This is a genomic window from Providencia sp. (assembly GCF_040396775.1).
In the GTDB taxonomy this organism is placed as follows: domain Bacteria; phylum Pseudomonadota; class Gammaproteobacteria; order Enterobacterales; family Enterobacteriaceae; genus Providencia.
This window is the reverse complement of sequence record NZ_JBEBNT010000017.1, coordinates 25,716-43,909: the sequence shown is the minus strand read 5'-3', so window position 1 is coordinate 43,909 and position 18,194 is coordinate 25,716. Positions and strand designations below refer to the sequence as shown.

The 18,194-nt window shown below is 44.7% G+C and carries 17 protein-coding genes; 13 read left to right on the top strand and 4 right to left on the bottom strand.

Features of this window, described 5'->3' with window-relative positions; all coding sequences use genetic code 11:
- The first annotated feature begins 20 nt into the window (after nt 1-20).
- From infB to ABWP91_RS15825, 8 genes are all read left to right on the top strand, one after another.
- Nucleotides 21-2,759, top strand: a complete 2,739-nt coding sequence (gene infB, locus ABWP91_RS15855) for a translation initiation factor IF-2 (protein WP_353244066.1) — start codon at nt 21-23, stop codon at nt 2,757-2,759.
- Nucleotides 2,760-2,845: 86 nt separating this feature from the next.
- The gene (gene rbfA, locus ABWP91_RS15850) at nt 2,846-3,256 is read left to right on the top strand and encodes a 30S ribosome-binding factor RbfA (RefSeq protein ID WP_219244876.1); all 411 of its coding nucleotides are present in this window, start codon (nt 2,846-2,848) and stop codon (nt 3,254-3,256) included.
- Nucleotides 3,256-4,209, top strand: a complete 954-nt coding sequence (gene truB / locus ABWP91_RS15845; protein WP_353244065.1) for a tRNA pseudouridine(55) synthase TruB — start codon at nt 3,256-3,258, stop codon at nt 4,207-4,209. Before rbfA ends, truB begins: the two co-directional genes overlap by 1 nt.
- A 112-nt stretch (nt 4,210-4,321) precedes the next feature.
- Entirely contained in the window at nt 4,322-4,591 is a 270-nt protein-coding gene (rpsO, locus tag ABWP91_RS15840) for a 30S ribosomal protein S15 (protein WP_219244874.1), read from the top strand.
- Between the two features lie 353 nt (nt 4,592-4,944).
- Nucleotides 4,945-7,071, top strand: coding sequence for a polyribonucleotide nucleotidyltransferase (pnp, locus tag ABWP91_RS15835; RefSeq protein WP_353244064.1), 2,127 nt, complete (start codon nt 4,945-4,947; stop codon nt 7,069-7,071).
- A gap of 94 nt (nt 7,072-7,165) precedes the next feature.
- The gene (gene nlpI / locus ABWP91_RS15830) at nt 7,166-8,083 is read left to right on the top strand and encodes a lipoprotein NlpI (RefSeq protein WP_353244063.1); all 918 of its coding nucleotides are present in this window, start codon (nt 7,166-7,168) and stop codon (nt 8,081-8,083) included.
- 101 nt (nt 8,084-8,184) lie between these two features.
- The gene (locus tag ABWP91_RS19845) at nt 8,185-8,265 is read left to right on the top strand and encodes a hypothetical protein (RefSeq protein WP_490751709.1); all 81 of its coding nucleotides are present in this window, start codon (nt 8,185-8,187) and stop codon (nt 8,263-8,265) included.
- On the top strand, nt 8,255-10,186 hold the full coding sequence (locus ABWP91_RS15825; protein WP_353244062.1) for a DEAD/DEAH family ATP-dependent RNA helicase: 1,932 nt from the start codon (nt 8,255-8,257) through the stop codon (nt 10,184-10,186). The genes ABWP91_RS19845 and ABWP91_RS15825 overlap by 11 nt, the downstream gene beginning before the upstream one ends.
- 71 nt (nt 10,187-10,257) lie before the next feature.
- On the opposite strand, the gene ABWP91_RS15820 is transcribed toward ABWP91_RS15825, so the two are convergent.
- The 4 genes from ABWP91_RS15820 to ABWP91_RS15805 all read right to left on the bottom strand — a co-directional run bounded on the left by ABWP91_RS15820 (nt 10,258) and on the right by ABWP91_RS15805 (nt 13,468).
- A complete protein-coding gene (locus ABWP91_RS15820; RefSeq protein WP_353244061.1) occupies nt 10,258-10,602 on the bottom strand; it encodes a type II toxin-antitoxin system RelE/ParE family toxin in 345 nt (114 codons plus the stop codon).
- A 15-nt stretch (nt 10,603-10,617) separates the two neighbouring features.
- Complete coding sequence (locus ABWP91_RS15815; protein WP_353244060.1) at nt 10,618-10,887, bottom strand: hypothetical protein; 270 nt, start codon at nt 10,885-10,887, stop codon at nt 10,618-10,620.
- A 160-nt stretch (nt 10,888-11,047) separates the two neighbouring features.
- Nucleotides 11,048-11,764 (bottom strand): two-component system response regulator BtsR, encoded by a 717-nt coding sequence (gene btsR / locus ABWP91_RS15810; protein ID WP_353244059.1) that lies wholly within the window; start codon nt 11,762-11,764, stop codon nt 11,048-11,050.
- A gap of 18 nt (nt 11,765-11,782) precedes the next feature.
- Nucleotides 11,783-13,468: a LytS/YhcK type 5TM receptor domain-containing protein gene (locus tag ABWP91_RS15805; protein ID WP_353244096.1), complete on the bottom strand. Its 1,686-nt coding sequence runs from the start codon at nt 13,466-13,468 to the stop codon at nt 11,783-11,785.
- A gap of 714 nt (nt 13,469-14,182) precedes the next feature.
- On the opposite strand from ABWP91_RS15805, the gene ABWP91_RS15800 reads away from it, so the two are divergent.
- From ABWP91_RS15800 to ABWP91_RS15780, 5 genes are all read left to right on the top strand, one after another.
- The gene (locus tag ABWP91_RS15800; RefSeq protein ID WP_353244058.1) at nt 14,183-15,154 is read left to right on the top strand and encodes an HlyD family secretion protein; all 972 of its coding nucleotides are present in this window, start codon (nt 14,183-14,185) and stop codon (nt 15,152-15,154) included.
- Nucleotides 15,155-15,164: 10 nt separating this feature from the next.
- Nucleotides 15,165-16,310 (top strand): ABC transporter permease, encoded by a 1,146-nt coding sequence (locus ABWP91_RS15795; protein ID WP_225820555.1) that lies wholly within the window; start codon nt 15,165-15,167, stop codon nt 16,308-16,310.
- On the top strand, nt 16,310-17,464 hold the full coding sequence (locus tag ABWP91_RS15790) for an ABC transporter permease (RefSeq protein WP_353244095.1): 1,155 nt from the start codon (nt 16,310-16,312) through the stop codon (nt 17,462-17,464). Before ABWP91_RS15795 ends, ABWP91_RS15790 begins: the two co-directional genes overlap by 1 nt.
- Nucleotides 17,465-17,595: 131 nt before the next feature.
- Nucleotides 17,596-17,883, top strand: coding sequence for a type II toxin-antitoxin system RelB/DinJ family antitoxin (locus ABWP91_RS15785; protein WP_353244057.1), 288 nt, complete (start codon nt 17,596-17,598; stop codon nt 17,881-17,883).
- Nucleotides 17,864-18,181, top strand: coding sequence for a type II toxin-antitoxin system YafQ family toxin (locus ABWP91_RS15780; protein WP_353244056.1), 318 nt, complete (start codon nt 17,864-17,866; stop codon nt 18,179-18,181). The genes ABWP91_RS15785 and ABWP91_RS15780 overlap by 20 nt, the downstream gene beginning before the upstream one ends.
- Nucleotides 18,182-18,194: the final 13 nt, after the last annotated feature.

The following is an 18,194-nucleotide window of genomic DNA, read 5'->3' as shown; positions in this document are numbered from 1 at the left end:
CTGTAGCAGGAAGGAACGGCATGACAGAAACTGTAAAATCATTGGCAACGGAAATTCAAACCACCACTGATCGCCTGGTACAGCAATTTGCTGAAGCAGGGATCACTAAAGGTGAGAATGACTCTGTTAGTCAGTCAGAAAAAGAAGCTTTACTGAACCACTTAAATCGCGAACAAGGCGGAGCAGCGGGTCAGCCAAGCAAATTGACACTACAGCGTAAAACTCGTAGTACGCTGAGCGTCCCCGTCACCGGTGGCAAAAGCAAATCGGTAAATGTTGAAGTCCGCAAAAAACGCACTTATGTGAACCGCGATGCTGAAGAAGCTAAAGCGGAAGAACAGGCGCAGCGTGAAGCGGAAGAGCAGGCACAGCGCGAAGCTGAAGAACTGGCACAACGTGAAGCACAAGCTAAGCGTTTAGCAGAAGATACTGCGAAACGTGAAGCGGATGAATTGGCAAAACGTGACGCCCAAGAGAAAGCAAAACGTGAAGCAGCAGATAAAGCGACGCGCGAAGTAGCGGAAAGAGAAAAAGTGAAACCAAGCGAAAATCCACAAAAAGCAGGCAAAGCGCCAGAAAGCAATGCCGACAAACAACGCCGTGACGCCGAAGCTGCGGAATTAAAACGCAAAGCGGAAGAAGAAACTCAGCGTAAAGTTGAAGCAGAAGCGCGCCGCGTTGCTGAAGAAGCTCGTAAAATGGCTGAAGAAAACGGCGAAAAATGGACGGCTGAAACGAAAACTGAAGAAGACAGCGATTATCACACAACCACTTCTACGCACGCTCGTGCCGCTGAAGATGAAAGTGATGAGAAGGAAGAAGGCCGTCGCTCACGTAACCGTACAGCAAAAGCACCTCGTCAGAAAAAAGGCAATAAACTGTCTGAAAAAGCTGACCGCGAAGAAGAGCGTGCAGCAGGTCGTTCAGGCCGTACAAAAGGTAAACAGCGTAAAGGAAGTTCTTTACAGCAAAGCTTTACTAAACCAGCCGCTGCCGTAAACCGCGATGTGGTTATCGGTGAAACCATTACTGTTGGCGAACTGGCTAACAAAATGGCGGTTAAAGGTTCTCAAGTCATCAAAACGATGATGAAGATGGGCGCAATGGCAACCATCAACCAAGTTATTGACCAAGAAACTGCACAATTAGTGGCAGAAGAAATGGGTCATAAAGTTATTCTGCGTCGTGAGAACGAGCTAGAAGAATCGGTAATGAATGACCGTGATACTGGCTCTGCGGCGCAAGAGCCACGTGCACCTGTTGTTACCATCATGGGTCACGTTGACCACGGTAAAACCTCTTTACTTGACTACATTCGTTCAACGAAAGTGGCATCAGGCGAAGCGGGTGGTATTACTCAGCACATCGGTGCTTACCACGTTCAAACTGACAAAGGTATGATTACCTTCCTAGACACCCCAGGTCACGCCGCGTTTACATCGATGCGTGCTCGTGGTGCTCAGGCAACGGATATCGTTGTTCTGGTTGTTGCAGCGGACGATGGTGTAATGCCACAAACTATCGAAGCTATCCAGCATGCGAAAGCTGCGGGTGTGCCGATTGTTGTTGCTGTGAACAAAATTGATAAACCAGAAGCGGATATTGACCGTGTTAGAAATGAACTGTCTCAGTACGGTGTTATTTCTGAAGAGTGGGGCGGCGATACGCAATTTATCGGTGTATCTGCAAAAGTGGGTACCGGTATTGACGATTTACTTGATGCACTGTTACTGCAAGCTGAAGTTTTAGAACTGAAAGCAGTTTATACAGGCATGGCAAGCGGCGTAGTTGTTGAGTCTTACTTAGACAAAGGTCGTGGCCCAGTGGCAACTATCCTTGTTCAAGAAGGTACGCTGAACAAAGGCGATATCGTACTGTGTGGATTTGAATATGGTCGTATTCGTGCAATGCGCAATGAACTCGGTAAAGACGTTCAATCTGCAGGTCCATCAATGCCTGTTGAGATTTTAGGTCTGTCTAGCGTCCCTTCAGCAGGTGACGAAGCGACCGTTGTTCGTGACGAGAAAAAAGCCCGTGAAGTTGCCCTGTATCGTCAAGGTAAATTCCGTGATGTTAAATTAGCGCGTCAGCAGAAATCTAAACTGGAAAACATGTTTGCGAACATGGAAGAAGGTAAAGTTTCTGAATTGAACATCGTGCTGAAAACTGACGTTCAAGGTACCTGTGAAGCGATCACTGACTCTCTGATGAAACTGTCAACAGATGAAGTTAAAGTGAAAATCATCGGTTCTGGCGTTGGTGGTATCACCGAAACAGATGCAACACTGGCTGCGGCATCTAACGCAATTATCCTTGGCTTTAACGTCCGTGCAGATGCATCGGCTCGTCGTGTCATTGAAAGTGAAAGCGTTGATTTACGTTACTACTCCGTCATCTATAGCCTGATTGATGAAATCAAACAAGCGATGAGTGGTATGTTAGCGCCAGAGTACAAACAGCAAATCATTGGGCTTGCAGAAGTTCGTGATGTGTTTAAATCACCGAAATTTGGTGCAGTTGCTGGTTGTATGGTTACCGAAGGTACCATTAAGCGTAACAACCCAATCCGTGTCCTGCGTGATAACGTCGTTATCTACGAAGGTGAGTTAGAATCACTGCGTCGCTTTAAAGATGACGTCAGTGAAGTTCGTAACGGTATGGAATGTGGTATCGGCGTTAAGAACTACAACGACGTTCGCGTCGGTGATATGATCGAAGTCTTCGAAATCATTGAAGTTAAACGTTCTATCGACGGTTAATTTTGTGAGAGCCCACGAAGTATCGTGACTACAAAATAGTGTTAATAAGGGGGCGATTGCCCCCTTTATTGTCAGGAGACATAACGATGGCAAAAGAATTTAGTCGTTCTCAGCGCGTTGGGCAAGAGATGCAAAAAGAAATTGCGATCATCTTACAACGTGAGATTAAAGACCCACGTATTGGTATGGCGACCGTTTCAGGCGTTGAGTTATCTCGCGACCTTGCATACGGTAAAGTCTTTGTGACCTTCTTCAATATCGCCAATGATAAAAGCGAAGAAGAAATGGTCGCTGATGGCATTAAAGCCTTAAATGAAGCTGCCGGTTTTATTCGCTCATTAATTGGGAAAGCAATGCGTTTACGTATTATTCCTGAGTTAACGTTTGAATATGACAATTCCCTTGTCGACGGTATGCGGATGTCTAATTTAGTATCAAACGTGATCCGTGATGATGAAAAACGTCGTGCGGATGTTAGTGACAAAGAGGAAAAATAATGGGGCGTCGTCGTAGCGGCCGTAATATTGACGGCGTAGTGCTGCTGGATAAACCCACGGATATTTCTTCAAATGATGCGCTGCAAAAAGTGCGGCGCTTTTTTAATGCTAACAAGGCTGGGCACACGGGGGCACTAGACCCGCTCGCGACAGGTATGTTGCCTGTTTGCCTTGGCGAAGCAACGAAATTTTCCCAATTTTTACTCGATTCAGATAAGCGTTATCGCGTGATTGCTCGTCTTGGGCAACGCACTGACACGTCGGATTCACATGGCGAAATTATCAGTGAGCGTAACGTAGAGTTTACACAGCAGCAACTGGATGATGCCTTAGAATTTTTCCGTGGTGATACATTACAAGTTCCTTCAATGTATTCAGCGCTGAAACATCAAGGCCGTCCATTATATGAATATGCACGTAAAGGCATTACTGTCGAACGTGAAGCGCGCCCAATCACCGTCTATGAATTACTGTTTATTCGTTTAGAAAATAACGAGTTAGAGCTGGAAATTCATTGTTCGAAAGGGACCTACATTCGCACTATTATTGATGATCTAGGCGAGATGTTAGGTTGTGGCGCGCATGTTACTTATTTGCGTCGGTTACAAGTGGCTAACTACCCTTACGAGTGCATGGTGACATTAGAACAATTGGCGGCATTGAGAGCAAAAGTGGATGCAGAAGAAGGGTCATTTGAATCCTTGCTGGATGCCTTATTGTTACCGATGGATACCGCAGTTGTTCATTTTCCAGCTGTGAATATCACAGAGGAAACAGCGGCTTATTTCAAACAGGGCCAACCTGTGCGAGCGGCTGTTCAAGACCTTGATCAAGGTTGTATGGTTCGTGTCACCTGTGGTGAAGAGCAGCGGTTTATTGGTATTGCTCTTATCAGTGAAGATGGCCGCCTTGCACCGAAGCGTTTGGTCGTGGAAAATGAACAATCCGCATAGTGGCCCTTATTGCTTTGCTGCGTTAAGCAGCGTAGAATAGCGGCGCTTAATCTTGAGATGCTAAATTAGAGATTGGCTCTCACCACTTACATTAATTTTTTTGGAGTTTATTATGTCTCTAAGTAATGAAGCGAAAGCTAAGATTGTTGCTGAGTTCGGTCGCGGTGAAAATGACACTGGTTCAAGCGAAGTTCAAATCGCTCTGCTGACTGCTCAAATCAACCATCTGCAAGGCCACTTTTCAGAGCACAAAAAAGATCACCACAGCCGTCGTGGTCTGTTGCGTATGGTTGCACAACGCCGTCGCTTACAAGCTTACTTGAAAGGTAAAGATATCGCACGCTACACAGCTCTGATCGAGCGTTTAGGCCTGCGTCGCTAGTCTTTGCTCTAAATAATTCGAGGTGCAGCGAGGCGACAAGTGAGTGTAGTCAACAACGCTGCAACTTGAAGTATGACGAGTATAGTCAGTTTCAGTGAAAAGGGGCTCTGGCCCCTTTTCTGCTAAAAGTTATTTTGAAAGTTGAAGTAATACTCGAATTGTACTTAACTTAAATGTTAAGCTATAAGTCGTAATTAACTGTTTTAGTATGCCTCTTCGCTACATCCGATTCGCGCGGCTAATGAGAACGTTGATGACTGGAATATCAATCTTCTCATTAGTCGCGAGGCTGTAGGAAGAATAAGCCAATGCTACCCGAGATGCTCAGGTGGCCTTACAAAAAGGGTATTATTGTGTTAAATCCTATTGTTCGTAAATTCCAGTACGGTCAACATACCGTCTCGATTGAAACAGGCATGATTGCTCGTCAAGCATCAGCCGCAGTTATGGTTAACATGGATGACACCGCAGTATTTGTGACTGCTGTGGCACAGAAAAAAGTTAAAGAAGGCCAAGATTTCTTCCCTTTAACGGTTAACTATCAAGAGCGTACTTACGCTGCAGGCCGTATCCCAGGTAGCTTCTTCCGTCGTGAAGGTCGTCCTGGTGAAGGTGAAACGTTAATCGCTCGTTTGATTGACCGCCCACTGCGTCCTCTGTTCCCAGAAGGTTTCTTGAACGAAATCCAAATCATTGCAACCGTTGTGTCTGTTAACCCACAAGTTAACCCAGATATCGTTGCGATGATCGGTGCATCTGCGGTACTAGCACTGTCTGGCGTTCCATTCAATGGCCCAATCGGTGCTGCGCGTGTTGGTTTTATCGATGACCAATATGTTCTGAACCCAACAGCAGATGAACTGAAAAAAAGCCGCTTAGATTTAGTGGTTGCGGGTACTGATAACGCAGTATTAATGGTTGAGTCTGAAGCTGAACTGTTAAGTGAAGAACAAATGTTAGGTGCGGTGGTATTTGGCCACGACCAACAACAAGTTGTTATTCAGAACATTAATGAATTAGTTAAAGAAGCAGGCAAAGAGAAATGGGATTGGCAGCCAGAGCCAGTTAACCAAGCCCTGCATGACCGCGTTGCTGCATTAGCAGAAAGCCGCATGGGTGATGCTTACCGTATCACTGAGAAACAAGAGCGCTACGCACAAGTTAATTTAATCAAAGACGAAGTTACTGCGGCTTTAGTTGCTGAAGACGAAAACGTCGATGTATCTGAAGTGTCAGATATTTTAGCGAACTTAGAAAAACAAGTGGTCCGTACCCGTGTTATCCGTGGTGAGCCGCGTATCGATGGCCGTGAGAAAGACATGGTGCGTGCACTGGACGTTCGTACGGGTGTTTTACCACGTACCCACGGTTCTGCACTGTTTACGCGTGGCGAAACTCAAGCATTGGTTACCGCAACTCTGGGTACAGAGCGTGATGCACAGGTTATCGACCAATTAATGGGCGAATACACTGACCGCTTCCTGTTCCACTACAACTTCCCTCCATACTCTGTTGGTGAAACAGGCATGGTAGGTTCACCTAAACGTCGTGAAATCGGTCATGGCCGTTTAGCGAAACGTGGTGTGTTAGCAGTCATGCCAGATCACGCTGATTTCCCATACACTATCCGTGTTGTATCTGAAATCACTGAATCTAATGGTTCATCATCAATGGCGTCTGTTTGTGGTGCGTCATTAGCACTGATGGATGCAGGTGTGCCAATTAAAGCCGCTGTTGCTGGTATTGCAATGGGTCTGGTGAAAGAAGGTAATGATTTCGTTGTTCTGTCTGACATCTTAGGTGACGAAGACCACTTAGGTGATATGGACTTTAAAGTTGCTGGTAGCCGTGAAGGTATCAGTGCACTGCAAATGGATATCAAAATCGAAGGTATCACACGTAAAATTATGCAAGTTGCTCTGAACCAAGCAAAAGGTGCGCGTCTGCACATTCTTGGTACAATGGAACAAGCGATTAATGGTCCACGTGAAGAAATCTCTGAATTTGCACCACGCATTTATACAATCAAAATTAATGCAGACAAAATCAAAGATGTCATCGGTAAAGGTGGTTCAGTGATCCGTGCGTTAACGGAAGAAACTGGCACAACGATCGAAATCGAAGATGATGGTACTGTGAAGATTGCAGCAACTGATGGCCTGAAAGCGAAAGAAGCGATTCGTCGTATTGAAGACATCACTGCTGAAGTTGAAGTTGGCCGCATTTACCCAGGTAAAGTAACGCGTATCGTTGATTTCGGTGCATTTGTTGCAATCGGTGGTGGTAAAGAAGGTCTGGTACACATTTCTCAAATCGCGGATAAACGTGTTGAGAAAGTGACTGACTACCTGCAAATGGGTCAAGAAGTTCCTGTTAAGGTATTAGAAATCGACCGTCAAGGCCGTATTCGCCTGAGCATGAAAGAAGCGGTTGCACCAACTGAAGAACAGGGTGCGCAGCCACAGGACTCAGCAGAGTAAGCTGACCCAAAAAACAGCGCTCTACATTGTAGGGCGCTATCGGCCAATTGGCTGAAACCATAATTTGTAAAGCGTGGTAATGTAAGGACGGAGTATGCTGAACAGTATCTGTCTTCGGGTGAGAGATTATCGCACGCTCCCGCGTGTGCTCTTGGCGCTTATCTTTTTTGTTATTATCGGATGTAGTAGCAAAGATTGGCGAAAGAACGAGGTGTTTGCCGTTCCACTTCAACCTTCATTACAACAAGAAGTGATATTGGCTCGTATGGAACAAATCCTTGCGAGCCGATCTTTAACCGATGATGAGTACGCACAGCTTTTATATGAGCGCGGTGTGTTGTATGATAGTCTCGGTTTAAGGGCGCTGGCACGTAACGATTTTTCGACTGCGTTAGCCATACGTCCTGATATTCCTGAAGTTTTTAATTTTTTAGGGATATATTTTACGCAGGCAGGCAATTATGATGCTGCCTATGAAGCGTTTGATTCTGTTTTAGAGCTTGATCCAACTTACAATTTCGCGCGGATGAATCGTGGCATCGCATTATATTACGGTGAACGGTACAAACTAGCGCAGGATGATCTGCTGGCGTATTATCAGATAGATCCAAATGATCCTTTTCGTACTCTGTGGCTTTATCTCGTCGAGAAAGACATAGACCCGCGTATGGCGCAAGATAATCTTGCCGCCCGCTACAACCAAGCGGAGAAAGGGCAATGGGGCTGGAATATCGTAGAATTCTATCTTGGCAATATCAATGAAGATACATTGATGGCGCGATTGAAAGAAACATCTACGGATAACACTTCGCTCGCTGAGCATCTCAGTGAAACTAACTTCTATTTAGGTAAACATTACCTAAGTCTGGGGGATAAGGATAGCGCAGTTGCGTTATTCAAACTGACGGTAGCTAACAACGCTCACAGCTTTGTTGAACACCGCTATGCATTGTTGGAATTGGCGCTGTTAGGCCAAGAACAAGACGACCTTTTAGAATCGGGCCAGCAATAGCTGACGAACATTTCATTGAAAAAATTTTAAGTCATCATCCCTCGGGGTGACGGCCTATTTGTTCGTTTAATAAACACAATTTGAGCCAGTTCACATTTTAAATGAAAATGACCGAAATGATTTTCCGATGGTTATGTAAACTGGCTGCCACTAAGTATGAGGCACCTTTACATGACTACTGAGACCGATATTTCTTTTGCTGAGTTAGGTTTATCAGCACCTATTTTGACTGCACTGAACGACCTGGGATACGAAAAACCTTCTCCAATCCAGCAACAATGTATTCCATTGTTAATGGATGGCAACGATGTATTAGGTATGGCACAAACGGGTAGCGGTAAAACTGCTGCGTTTAGTTTGCCATTACTGCAAAACATTGATGCAGATTTAAAAGCACCGCAAATTTTAGTGCTTGCACCAACGCGTGAGTTAGCTGTGCAAGTTGCGGAAGCAATGAGCGATTTCTCTAAACATATGAACCGCGTAAACGTTGTTGCCCTGTATGGTGGTCAACGTTATGACGTGCAATTACGTGCATTACGCCAAGGTCCACAAATTGTTGTGGGTACACCGGGTCGTCTGCTTGACCACCTGAAACGTGGCACGTTAGATTTATCTAAATTAAAAGGCTTAGTCTTAGACGAAGCTGATGAAATGCTGCGTATGGGCTTCATTGAAGATGTTGAAAACATCATGAGCCAAATTCCGGCAGAACACCAAACTGCGCTGTTCTCTGCAACAATGCCTGAACCAATTCGTCGTATTACACGTCGTTTTATGAAAGATCCGAAAGAAATTCGTATTCAGGCTAGCATTACAACTCGTCCAGATATTGCTCAAAGCTATTGGACTGTGTCTGGCATGCGTAAAAATGAAGCGTTAGTTCGTTTCTTAGAAGCAGAAGACTTTGACGCAGCAATTATTTTTGTGCGTACCAAAAATGCAACATTAGAAGTGGCTGAAGCGTTAGAACGCAATGGTTACAACAGTGCGGCACTGAACGGTGACATGAACCAAGCACTGCGTGAGCAAACTTTAGAGCGCTTAAAAGATGGCCGTTTGGATATCTTGATCGCGACTGACGTTGCAGCGCGTGGTTTGGACGTTGAGCGTATCAGCTTAGTCGTTAACTATGACATCCCAATGGATGCAGAGTCTTACGTTCACCGTATCGGTCGTACTGGCCGTGCAGGCCGTGCAGGTCGTGCATTACTGTTCGTTGAGAACCGTGAACGTCGCCTGCTGCGTAACGTTGAGCGCACTATGAAGCTGACTATTCCTGAAGTTGAGCTGCCAGATGCAGATCTGCTGAGCCAACGTCGTCAGGCGAAATTTGCTGAGAAAATTCAACAGCAATTAGAAAGCAGCGATTTAGATCAATACCGTTCACTGTTAGCGAAAATGTCCCCATCTGAAGATGTCGACATGGAAACCTTAGCAGCGGCATTGTTAAAAATGGCACAAGGTGAGCGCGCGCTGATCCTGCCACCAGATGCACCGCGTCGTCCACGTCGTGAATTCAACGACCGTGATGACCGTCGTCGTGATGGTGACCGCCGTGATCGCAATAGTAACGGCAACGGTTTCGACCGTGCAGAACGTGGTGAGCGTGGTGGCCGTCGTGAGCGTCGTGATGTTGGCGATATGGAAATGTACCGTATCGAAGTTGGCCGCGATGATGGTGTGGAAGTTCGTCACATTGTTGGTGCGATTGCTAACGAAGCTGATATCAGCAGCCGCTATATCGGTAATATCAAATTGTACGGAACTCACTCAACAATTGAATTACCAAAAGGTATGCCAACTGACGTGTTAACGCACTTAAGTCGCGCACGCATTTTGAATAAACCAACGCAAATGCAACTGGTCGGTGATGCACAGCCATTCGAACGCCGTGGTGGCGGTGAGCGTCGTGGTGGCCCACGTCGTGAAGGCGGTAGCGAAGGCGGTTTCGGTGCTGGTCGTCGTAATGAGCGCGGTGGCGAGCGTCGTGGTGGTGGTGAACGCCGTGGCGGCGGAAACCGTGACCGCGGTAACTCTGCTCCACGTCAAGAAGGCAATACAGCGGCTCCACGTCGTCGTAGCAGCAGCCATAACGCGTAATTACTTGGTTTTATAGGGATTAATTCCCCACTAAAACACAAAACCCGCATTTCACTGAAGTGCGGGTTTTTTTATTTAAGTACGTAATAACGGTATAGCGTTTTTTCTAAATCCTGTTGTGTGCTCATAAAAAGTAAAATAATGACGTTGTTTGTTTGCTCATCCAATTCGTACAAGCATCGATATTGGCTATCTATATCAATACGCTCTCGAATGAGTACACCTTTATCTGCTAACATTTGATTTGGACGATAGCGCTCAGGATCTTCTGATATTGCTTTTAGGGATGATAAAAGTAGATTATCAATGAACTCTGCAGCTTGTTCACTGTTCATGTAATGGATTTTAAATGATTCTATGTCCTGGAGTGACCATAATGCAGTTTCTGCAAGGGTGATGGTATAACGGTGATCCATTAAAGATTCCTTTCATTACTTTCTTGCTGCTCGTAGCTTTTCAAGTGCTTCTTCTGGTGTTAGTGTCCTTTGATACTTAACATCATCTTTTGCAGCCATGACTAATTTCAACAGCGCGTTTGATTGACGCTCTCTTTCTCTTTCTTGCAGCTCGATTTCACGTTCAGCACTGGTTTGGATGAACAGTTCGGATTGCCCATTTTTTGTAACAAAAACACCCCCACGAAAGAGTTCTGGGTTACCAAGCCCTTCACGAGCTGATTTTTGAGACATAGTATTAGACATGTTTTACTCCTGTATTTATTGTGGGTATTTGGAAATAAACATTAAGAGTTTAGCGCTTATTTACAGAACCCATGATGTCATTATAGAGAAAATGAGTTTTGGATACAAATTTATCATTAATTTATACACCTCGCTAATGAATTGCAGTCGTTTGATAAATTTAAACCAACCCCAGTGCCTCTTTTAGCGGCTTTAGGTAGCGGCGGCTAACGGGAATATGCTCACCAGAGCTGAGCACCAACTCGGCTTGGCCGCTATCACCGAACAAAATTTCATTCAGTTGGGTCATATTCACCAAATATTGTCGGTGGCAGCGCACCAGCGGGGTACGCAGCTCTAATGTGCGCAGTGTCAGTTCAGTAAAACCTTCTTGCCCTTGTGTACTCATCACATAGACACCGCTCATACGCGATGTGACATACAAAACTTCATCAAGCTTCATCAAGTAAATACGGCTATGGCCAGTACACGGGATAAATTTCAGTGGTTCATTGTTACCCAGGAGTTCAAGGTTCTGCTTTTGCTTACCTTGACGTAAGCGGCTTAAGGTTTTTTCGAGCCGTTCAGGTTCAAGGGGTTTTAACAGGTAATCAAACGCATGTTCTTCAAACGCTTGGATGGCGAATTCATTGAAGGCGGTTAGAAACACAATATAAGGGCGGTCTTCAGGATCTAGCATGCGTACCATTTCTAAGCCCGTAAGACGTGGCATTTGGATATCAAGAAAGACCACATCAGGCTTTTTTTTATGAATGATGCCTATTGCCTCAATTGCGTTCGCACATTCACCAATAATTTCAATATCATCATGTTCTTCGAGTAAGCAACGGACGTTTTCCCGCGCAAGAGGTTCATCATCAACAATTAATACATTCATAGGGTTACATTATCATTATTAGGGTGCCGCCAAATACGGCAGGCGGATTTTCATTCGAGTAAATTTTTCTGGCTCATGTTCTACGCTAATGCCATATTGTTCGCCATATTTTAAGCGCAAGCGTTTATCGACCAAGCCCATTCCAAGGCCGTCACTTTGTTTGGCTGGTTTATATAAGCCGGCGTTATCTTCTATCTCGATATATACATGTTTACTACCGATATAGCTGCGTATTGTAATATATCCCGTCTCTAATAACTGTGAGGTGCCATGTTTAATTGCATTCTCAACAAGGGGTTGCAAGGTAAATGCGGGCAGCTCGACGTGTTTGGCTTCTTCAGGAATTTCAATATGGATTTGTAAGCTATCTTGAAAACGCGCTTTTTCTATCTGCAAATAGGCATTGATATGCTCGATTTCCTCGCCCAAGGTGGCACTTTGCTCTGGGCGCTTGAGGTTATTACGGAAAAAGGTCGAAATGTATTGAACCAATTGCCCTGCTTGTTGGCTGTCTTTGCGGATCACCGCTTGCAATGTATTGAGTACATTAAATAAAAAGTGAGGATTGACTTGGGCATGGAGTAGTTTCACTTCCGATTGCAGCAGTGACTGTTTATTGCGCTCGTATTGTCCAGCTAAGATTTGCGCAGAAAATAAGCTGGCGATACCTTCACCCAACGTACGGTTTATTGAACTGAATAGACTATTTTTGGCCTCGTAGAGCTTGATGGTGCCAATCACGCGGTCATTTTCGCCCCGTAAGGGAATGACGAGGGCAGAGCCGAGTTTACAGGTTGAACAAAGAGAACATTTATACGGTGTTTCATTGCCATCGGCATAGACAACCTCGTTGTTATCAATGGCTTGTCTAGATTGAGTTGATGAGATTTGCGTACCAGGTCGGTGATGGTCTGCCCCGATACCAATAAAAGCGAGTATTTTTTCCCGATCTGTAATCGCAACGGCACCAATTTCGAGTTCTTGGTAAATAATTTTGGCGACTTTCATACTGTTATCCGCATTAAAGCCTTTGCGTAAAATACCTTCAGTAGTTAAGGCGATTTTAAGGGCTTGCGCAGAAAATGCAGTGGTGTATTTTTCCACAATCGCACGTCGGTCGAGCAGAATACGAATAAACATCGCAGCACCAATAGTATTCGCGACTAACATTGGCGCGACAATGCTTCTTACTAGCTCAACCGCCTCATCGAAGGGGCGAGCCAATAATAGAATAATGAGCATCTGAAGGACTTCAGCCACAAAAGTTGCACAACTGGCGGTAATAGGGTTAAAAATTTTATTAATTTCACCGCGTTTCATATAGTAACGATGAACCAACCCACCAATCAGCCCTTCCACAATGGTTGAAACCATACACGCAAATGCGCTCATTCCCCCTAATGAATAACGGTGAAGACCCCCAGTAAAACCCACGGCTACTCCCACAGCAGGGCCACCCAGTAAGCCACCTAATACCGCGCCAATAGCACGAGTATTGGCAATAGAGTCATTGATATGCAGACCAAAATATGTCCCGATAATACAAAACACAGAAAAAATTAGGTAACACATCACCTTATGGGGTAAGCGGATAGTGACCTTCAATAATGGAATGACGAGCGGGGTGCGGCTGAGTGCCCAAGCGATAACCAGGTAGACGCACATTTGTTGGAGTAGGAGTAGTATTAGGTCGAATTCGTACATGCTCGTCATATGCTCGTCATATTTCACATTGTGGGGGTGTTGACTGCGTTCGGTTACTTGGGTCACATACTTATGTATGCTCCCCAAGATACTCTCTCTAGTCGCCTACCCACAATGCGAACTATTTAGAGCATGGCTCGTTATGATATAGAGCATGGCTCGTCGTATTGCACATTGTGGGGGTGTTGACTGCGTTCGGTTACTTGGGTCACATACTTATGTATGCTCCCCAAGATACTCTCTCTAGTCGCCTACCCACAATGCGAACTATTTAGAGCATGGCTCGTTATGATATAGAGCATGGCTCGTCGTATTGCACATTGTGGGGGTGTTGACTGCGTTCGGTTACTTGGGTCACATACTTATGTATGCTCCCCAAGATGCCCTCTCTAGTCGCCTACCCACAATGCGAACTATTTAGAGCATGGCTCGTTAAATTTTGCATTGCGGGAGGTGGAAAATTCTTCACTTTGGCTATCTATTTTTAGTATTTATTTGCTTCGTAATTATACCGTAAGTCATCGGTTAAGTAATCGACATTTGAATTAGGGCAATTCATCATTATTTGACATAAGAAAAAAATCGATTCAATATTAGACAAAGACCTGCCTTTTCGTGATCTTGCGCACGAATTTATTAACGCTACACCTAATTTTCTTGTCATACTCTAGGGATAATAGTTTCCCCCGTTATTATTTAAGGTTCGCATAAATAATGAAAAAAAGAACAATAGTACTGATTTTGCTGATGCTTATCTTAATTGCAGCAGCGGCGTTGTTTCATTCCCATAATCAATATTTATTGTTGCAGGGAGAAGTGGATGCGCCTGAAGTTATTGTCACTTCAAAAGCCAAAGGCCGTGTGATGGAGCGGCATGTGGAGCGTGGGGATGATGTTAAACAGGGGCAATTATTGCTAACCCTTGAAAGTCCGGAACTGCAAGCGCAGTACGAAGCCTCTAAAGCAGCAAGAGACCAAGCCAAAGCTCAACTCGACCAATCCCTAAATGGTACACGTGCAGAAACCATTCGTGACTTACAAGCATCATTAGCTCAAGCTAATTCACAATACCAAAATGCATCCCGTGAATATGCGCGTTTAAGCAATTTAAAAAGCAAAGGCTATGTTTCAGCGAATGAGCTGGATAATGCACGTAAAGCCAAAGAGGTGGCTTCCTCACAAGTACAAGGGGCAAAAGCTCGGTTAGATGAAGGACAACACGGGGATCGTATTGAGCAGCGTCATCAATATGAGGCGGCTTTACAGCAAGCAGAGCAAAAATTGGCTGAGATCCAAGTGCAAATTGATGATTTACAGGTCAAAGCCCCTGTCGATGGTGAAGTTGGTCCAATTCCTGCAGAAATTGGTGAGTTATTCAACGCGGGTAGCCCGCTGGTATCACTGATCCGCCTGCCGCAAGCGTATTTTATTTATAACCTGCGCGAAGATATTTTAGTCGGGGTGAAAAAAGGCGATAAAGTTCAGCTCGATATTCCTGCTTTAGGGAACAAAATGGTTGAAGCAGAAATTCGCTATATCGCGCCAAAAGGTGACTATGCAACGAAGCGAGCGACACGTGCAACAGGGGATTTTGACTTAAAAACCTTTGAAATTCGTTTGTATCCTGTTGAGCCAATCGATGGGTTAAGACCTGGTATGAGTGTGTTATGGCACTGGGATAAGTAAAGGTGTTGCCATGAAATTAAAGTTCGCTTGGCACGGCTTTGAACATGCCTTTAGCCGCGAAACCCAAATGGCTATCCGTAGCCCTGTTTTTCACTGGTTGAGCTGGTTGTTCCCGTTGATGTTGTTTACGTTAGTTAGCGCTAACTTTTCTGAGGGAACCTTGATGGATCTGCCCGTTTCGGTGGTGGATGATAATCACAGCCCAGTGTCTCGGCAAATTATTCGTGACCTGAATGCGGGACCTCATGCTGACGTAAAAACGGTGGACGATAACCTCAGTACCTCACTGAAAAGGTTAGGAAGTTCAAAAGACTACGCATTATTGTACATTCCTCATAATTTTGAAGAGGATGTGCTACGTGGCCGTCAGCCTGAATTACGGATGTATTACAATGCGTTATTTTACGCATCCGGTAGCTATGCTATTCAAGATTTTAGTGGGCTGGTGGCAGAGCTAAATGCGAAATACCGCCAAGAAATGGCAAAGTCGATGGGAAAAGCCTTGCCGCCGTTAGCGCAAGTGACACTTTCCTATGATAGCTTGTTCAACCCAAGCGGAAGTTATATTTATTATCAACAGTTTGCTGCCACAATTCATATGCTTCAGTTGTTTGTGGTCACGGCGACAATCTACACCATGTCGCGCGGTACGACTTTACAGAGCGTTAAGCCTTTTGCTACCGCTTTGTTAGGCAAAATGGCACCTTATACGTTATTTTTCAGTACGTTATTAGCCATTGAACTAGCCGCGTTAGTCACGATTTTTGATGCCAAAGTGATAGGGAACCCGCTGTATATGATTGTGGTTGGTTTCTTTTATGTGATAGCGGCGCAAAGTGTTGGGCTATTGCTCTTTAGTTTTACCTCGAGCGCCATCATGGCCTACAGCTTAATCGGGATGCTTGTCAGTATCGCATTAGCATTCTCTGGGATGGCGGTGCCTGAATTAGCGATGATTTTGCCTGCGCAGATTATTTCGAATATCGAGCCACTAACCCATACGCTTAATGCGATGTTTGATATCTTCTTACGGGAAATATCGTTTGGGCGGATAGTCGAGGTCTGTTTATTTTTACTGATTTATCCTGTTGTTACCGCTTTTTTAGTGCGTAAGCGCTTAGTGAAACGATTGGAAACTCAAGGAGGCGCCGCGTGATGACTGTGTATTTTGCGACCTTCCGTAAAGTGTTACTTGGGATGTTAGAAAAACCCATGTGGTTGTTGCTGCTGGTATCGCTGTGTGTGATGAGTTTGGTGTATGCGAGGCCTGTGTTATGGGACTTACCTGTTGCAGTGATTGATATGGACCACAGCACGGCGAGCCGCGAACTGATCCGTGATTTAGACGCAACACCTAAAGTGCAGTTGCACGGTTATGATAACCTTGCGCAAGCTCGCCAAGATATGATTGCACGAAAACTCTTTGCGATAATTATCATTCCAACGGATTTTCAACAGCATTTATTAAGCGGTAAAAACATTACCGTACCTGTGTACGGGGATGCGACAAACCGCTTGGCGAGTGGGCAAATTCAACAGGAACTTTCTAAGGCATACCAAACATTGCTCAATGCGTATAACACGCAGTTATTAACCAAAGCGGGTTATAGCCAAGAGCAAGCGAAGGTGATTATCACCCCTGTGCGTAGTGAGACAGAGCCCTTATATAACCCTGGTGTTAGCTTTGCGGCAATTGTTTTCCCAGGCTTGTTGGTCATGTTATTACAGCACTCCCTGTTAATTGCTTGTGTACGGGTGAGTATCGCTGTCCGCTCTACGCCTAAAGGAAAACCACCGTTAGCTGTTTATTTAGGTGCATTATCGGCGTTGATCCCGATCTGGCTGTTTTTATCGACGGTATTTTTTGCCCTTTGGCCGTGGGTCTTGGGGTACCGACAAGAAGCGCCACTGTATGTGATTTGGCTGTTCACTTTCCCATTCCTGTTAGCCGTACTTGGCCTTGGCAAATTGGTCACGGAATGCTTACGCAGCGTGGAAATGATTTATTTAACGTTAGCGTTTATTACCACGCCGGTGTTTTATATGTCGGGTACGATTTGGCCGTTACAAGCGATGCCAGATTGGGTGCGAATGATTGCTTCTGCGCTGCCTTCTACGTGGGCAACGAATGCCATGGCGGGTCTTAACCAAATGGGTCTACCATTTAGCGATGTATTAATGGATATCGTGATGATGTTGACGCTAGGCGTGATTTATACCGTCATTGGGGTTTTTATTGGCATGTTGCGCGATGGAGAGTTGCGCCATTTAACTCATATGTTTAACCGTTGGCGTCGGCACCACCGCTAGGTTTTTAAACTCCTTTCCTATTATATAATCGACGATAACTTAACCAAGTAATGACTAAGTTATCGTCTAATGCTATACTCATTAAGAATGTAGTCACAATGTAGCTACATTTTGATGTTAGGAGAGATAACATGTCTACTTTATTAAAAACGGCAGATGTTCGTAGCCGTATCGATGAACAATTAAAAACAGAAGCAACGAGTGTATTACAAGATTGTGGTTTAACTATCAGTGCTGCAATACGTTTATTTTTAGAGCAAGTAGTGCAGGAACAAAAAGTTCCTTTCGAAATTAAGCGTAAACAACCCTCGAGAAAAACAGGGCTAGCATTAGAAGAAGCTAACGTTATTGAACAGCAATATGCTTCTGTTGACGAAATGATGTCGGAGTTAAGTAAAGTTGACTCAAAAGTTAAATAATAAGAGAGCAAAGCAACCAAGGCGGGTTGCTTACACACCAACGTTTAAAAAGTCTTGGGAACGTTATAATAAAGCTGGCCGTAGGGATATGAATAGTGCGGTTATTATCATGGAGATTCTTTTTTCTCAAAAAGCGATTCCTAAAGAATACTTAGATCATGAACTTGAAGGCAGTGAATGGCAGGGGGCGAGAGAACTTCATATAGGTGGTGATTTTCTATTGATCTATCGACTATCAGATAAGGGTAATTTAATTACATTTGTTGATATTGGTTCTCACAGTGAGCTCTTTGGTTAAGGTAATGAATCTA

What these genes read in the sequence shown, in the direction of transcription:
- infB (WP_353244066.1), top strand. Translation starts at nt 21, where the DNA reads ATGACAGAAACTGTAAAATCATTGGCAACGGAAATTCAAACCACCACT.
- rbfA (WP_219244876.1), top strand. Translation starts at nt 2,846, where the DNA reads ATGGCAAAAGAATTTAGTCGTTCTCAGCGCGTTGGGCAAGAGATGCAA.
- truB (WP_353244065.1), top strand. Translation starts at nt 3,256, where the DNA reads ATGGGGCGTCGTCGTAGCGGCCGTAATATTGACGGCGTAGTGCTGCTG.
- rpsO (WP_219244874.1), top strand. Translation starts at nt 4,322, where the DNA reads ATGTCTCTAAGTAATGAAGCGAAAGCTAAGATTGTTGCTGAGTTCGGT.
- nlpI (WP_353244063.1), top strand. Translation starts at nt 7,166, where the DNA reads ATGCTGAACAGTATCTGTCTTCGGGTGAGAGATTATCGCACGCTCCCG.
- ABWP91_RS19845 (WP_490751709.1), top strand. Translation starts at nt 8,185, where the DNA reads ATGAAAATGACCGAAATGATTTTCCGATGGTTATGTAAACTGGCTGCC.
- ABWP91_RS15825 (WP_353244062.1), top strand. Translation starts at nt 8,255, where the DNA reads ATGACTACTGAGACCGATATTTCTTTTGCTGAGTTAGGTTTATCAGCA.
- ABWP91_RS15820 (WP_353244061.1), bottom strand. Translation starts at nt 10,602, where the DNA reads ATGGATCACCGTTATACCATCACCCTTGCAGAAACTGCATTATGGTCA.
- ABWP91_RS15815 (WP_353244060.1), bottom strand. Translation starts at nt 10,887, where the DNA reads ATGTCTAATACTATGTCTCAAAAATCAGCTCGTGAAGGGCTTGGTAAC.
- btsR (WP_353244059.1), bottom strand. Translation starts at nt 11,764, where the DNA reads ATGAATGTATTAATTGTTGATGATGAACCTCTTGCGCGGGAAAACGTC.
- ABWP91_RS15805 (WP_353244096.1), bottom strand. Translation starts at nt 13,468, where the DNA reads ATGTACGAATTCGACCTAATACTACTCCTACTCCAACAAATGTGCGTC.
- ABWP91_RS15800 (WP_353244058.1), top strand. Translation starts at nt 14,183, where the DNA reads ATGAAAAAAAGAACAATAGTACTGATTTTGCTGATGCTTATCTTAATT.
- ABWP91_RS15795 (WP_225820555.1), top strand. Translation starts at nt 15,165, where the DNA reads ATGAAATTAAAGTTCGCTTGGCACGGCTTTGAACATGCCTTTAGCCGC.
- ABWP91_RS15790 (WP_353244095.1), top strand. Translation starts at nt 16,310, where the DNA reads ATGACTGTGTATTTTGCGACCTTCCGTAAAGTGTTACTTGGGATGTTA.
- ABWP91_RS15785 (WP_353244057.1), top strand. Translation starts at nt 17,596, where the DNA reads ATGTCTACTTTATTAAAAACGGCAGATGTTCGTAGCCGTATCGATGAA.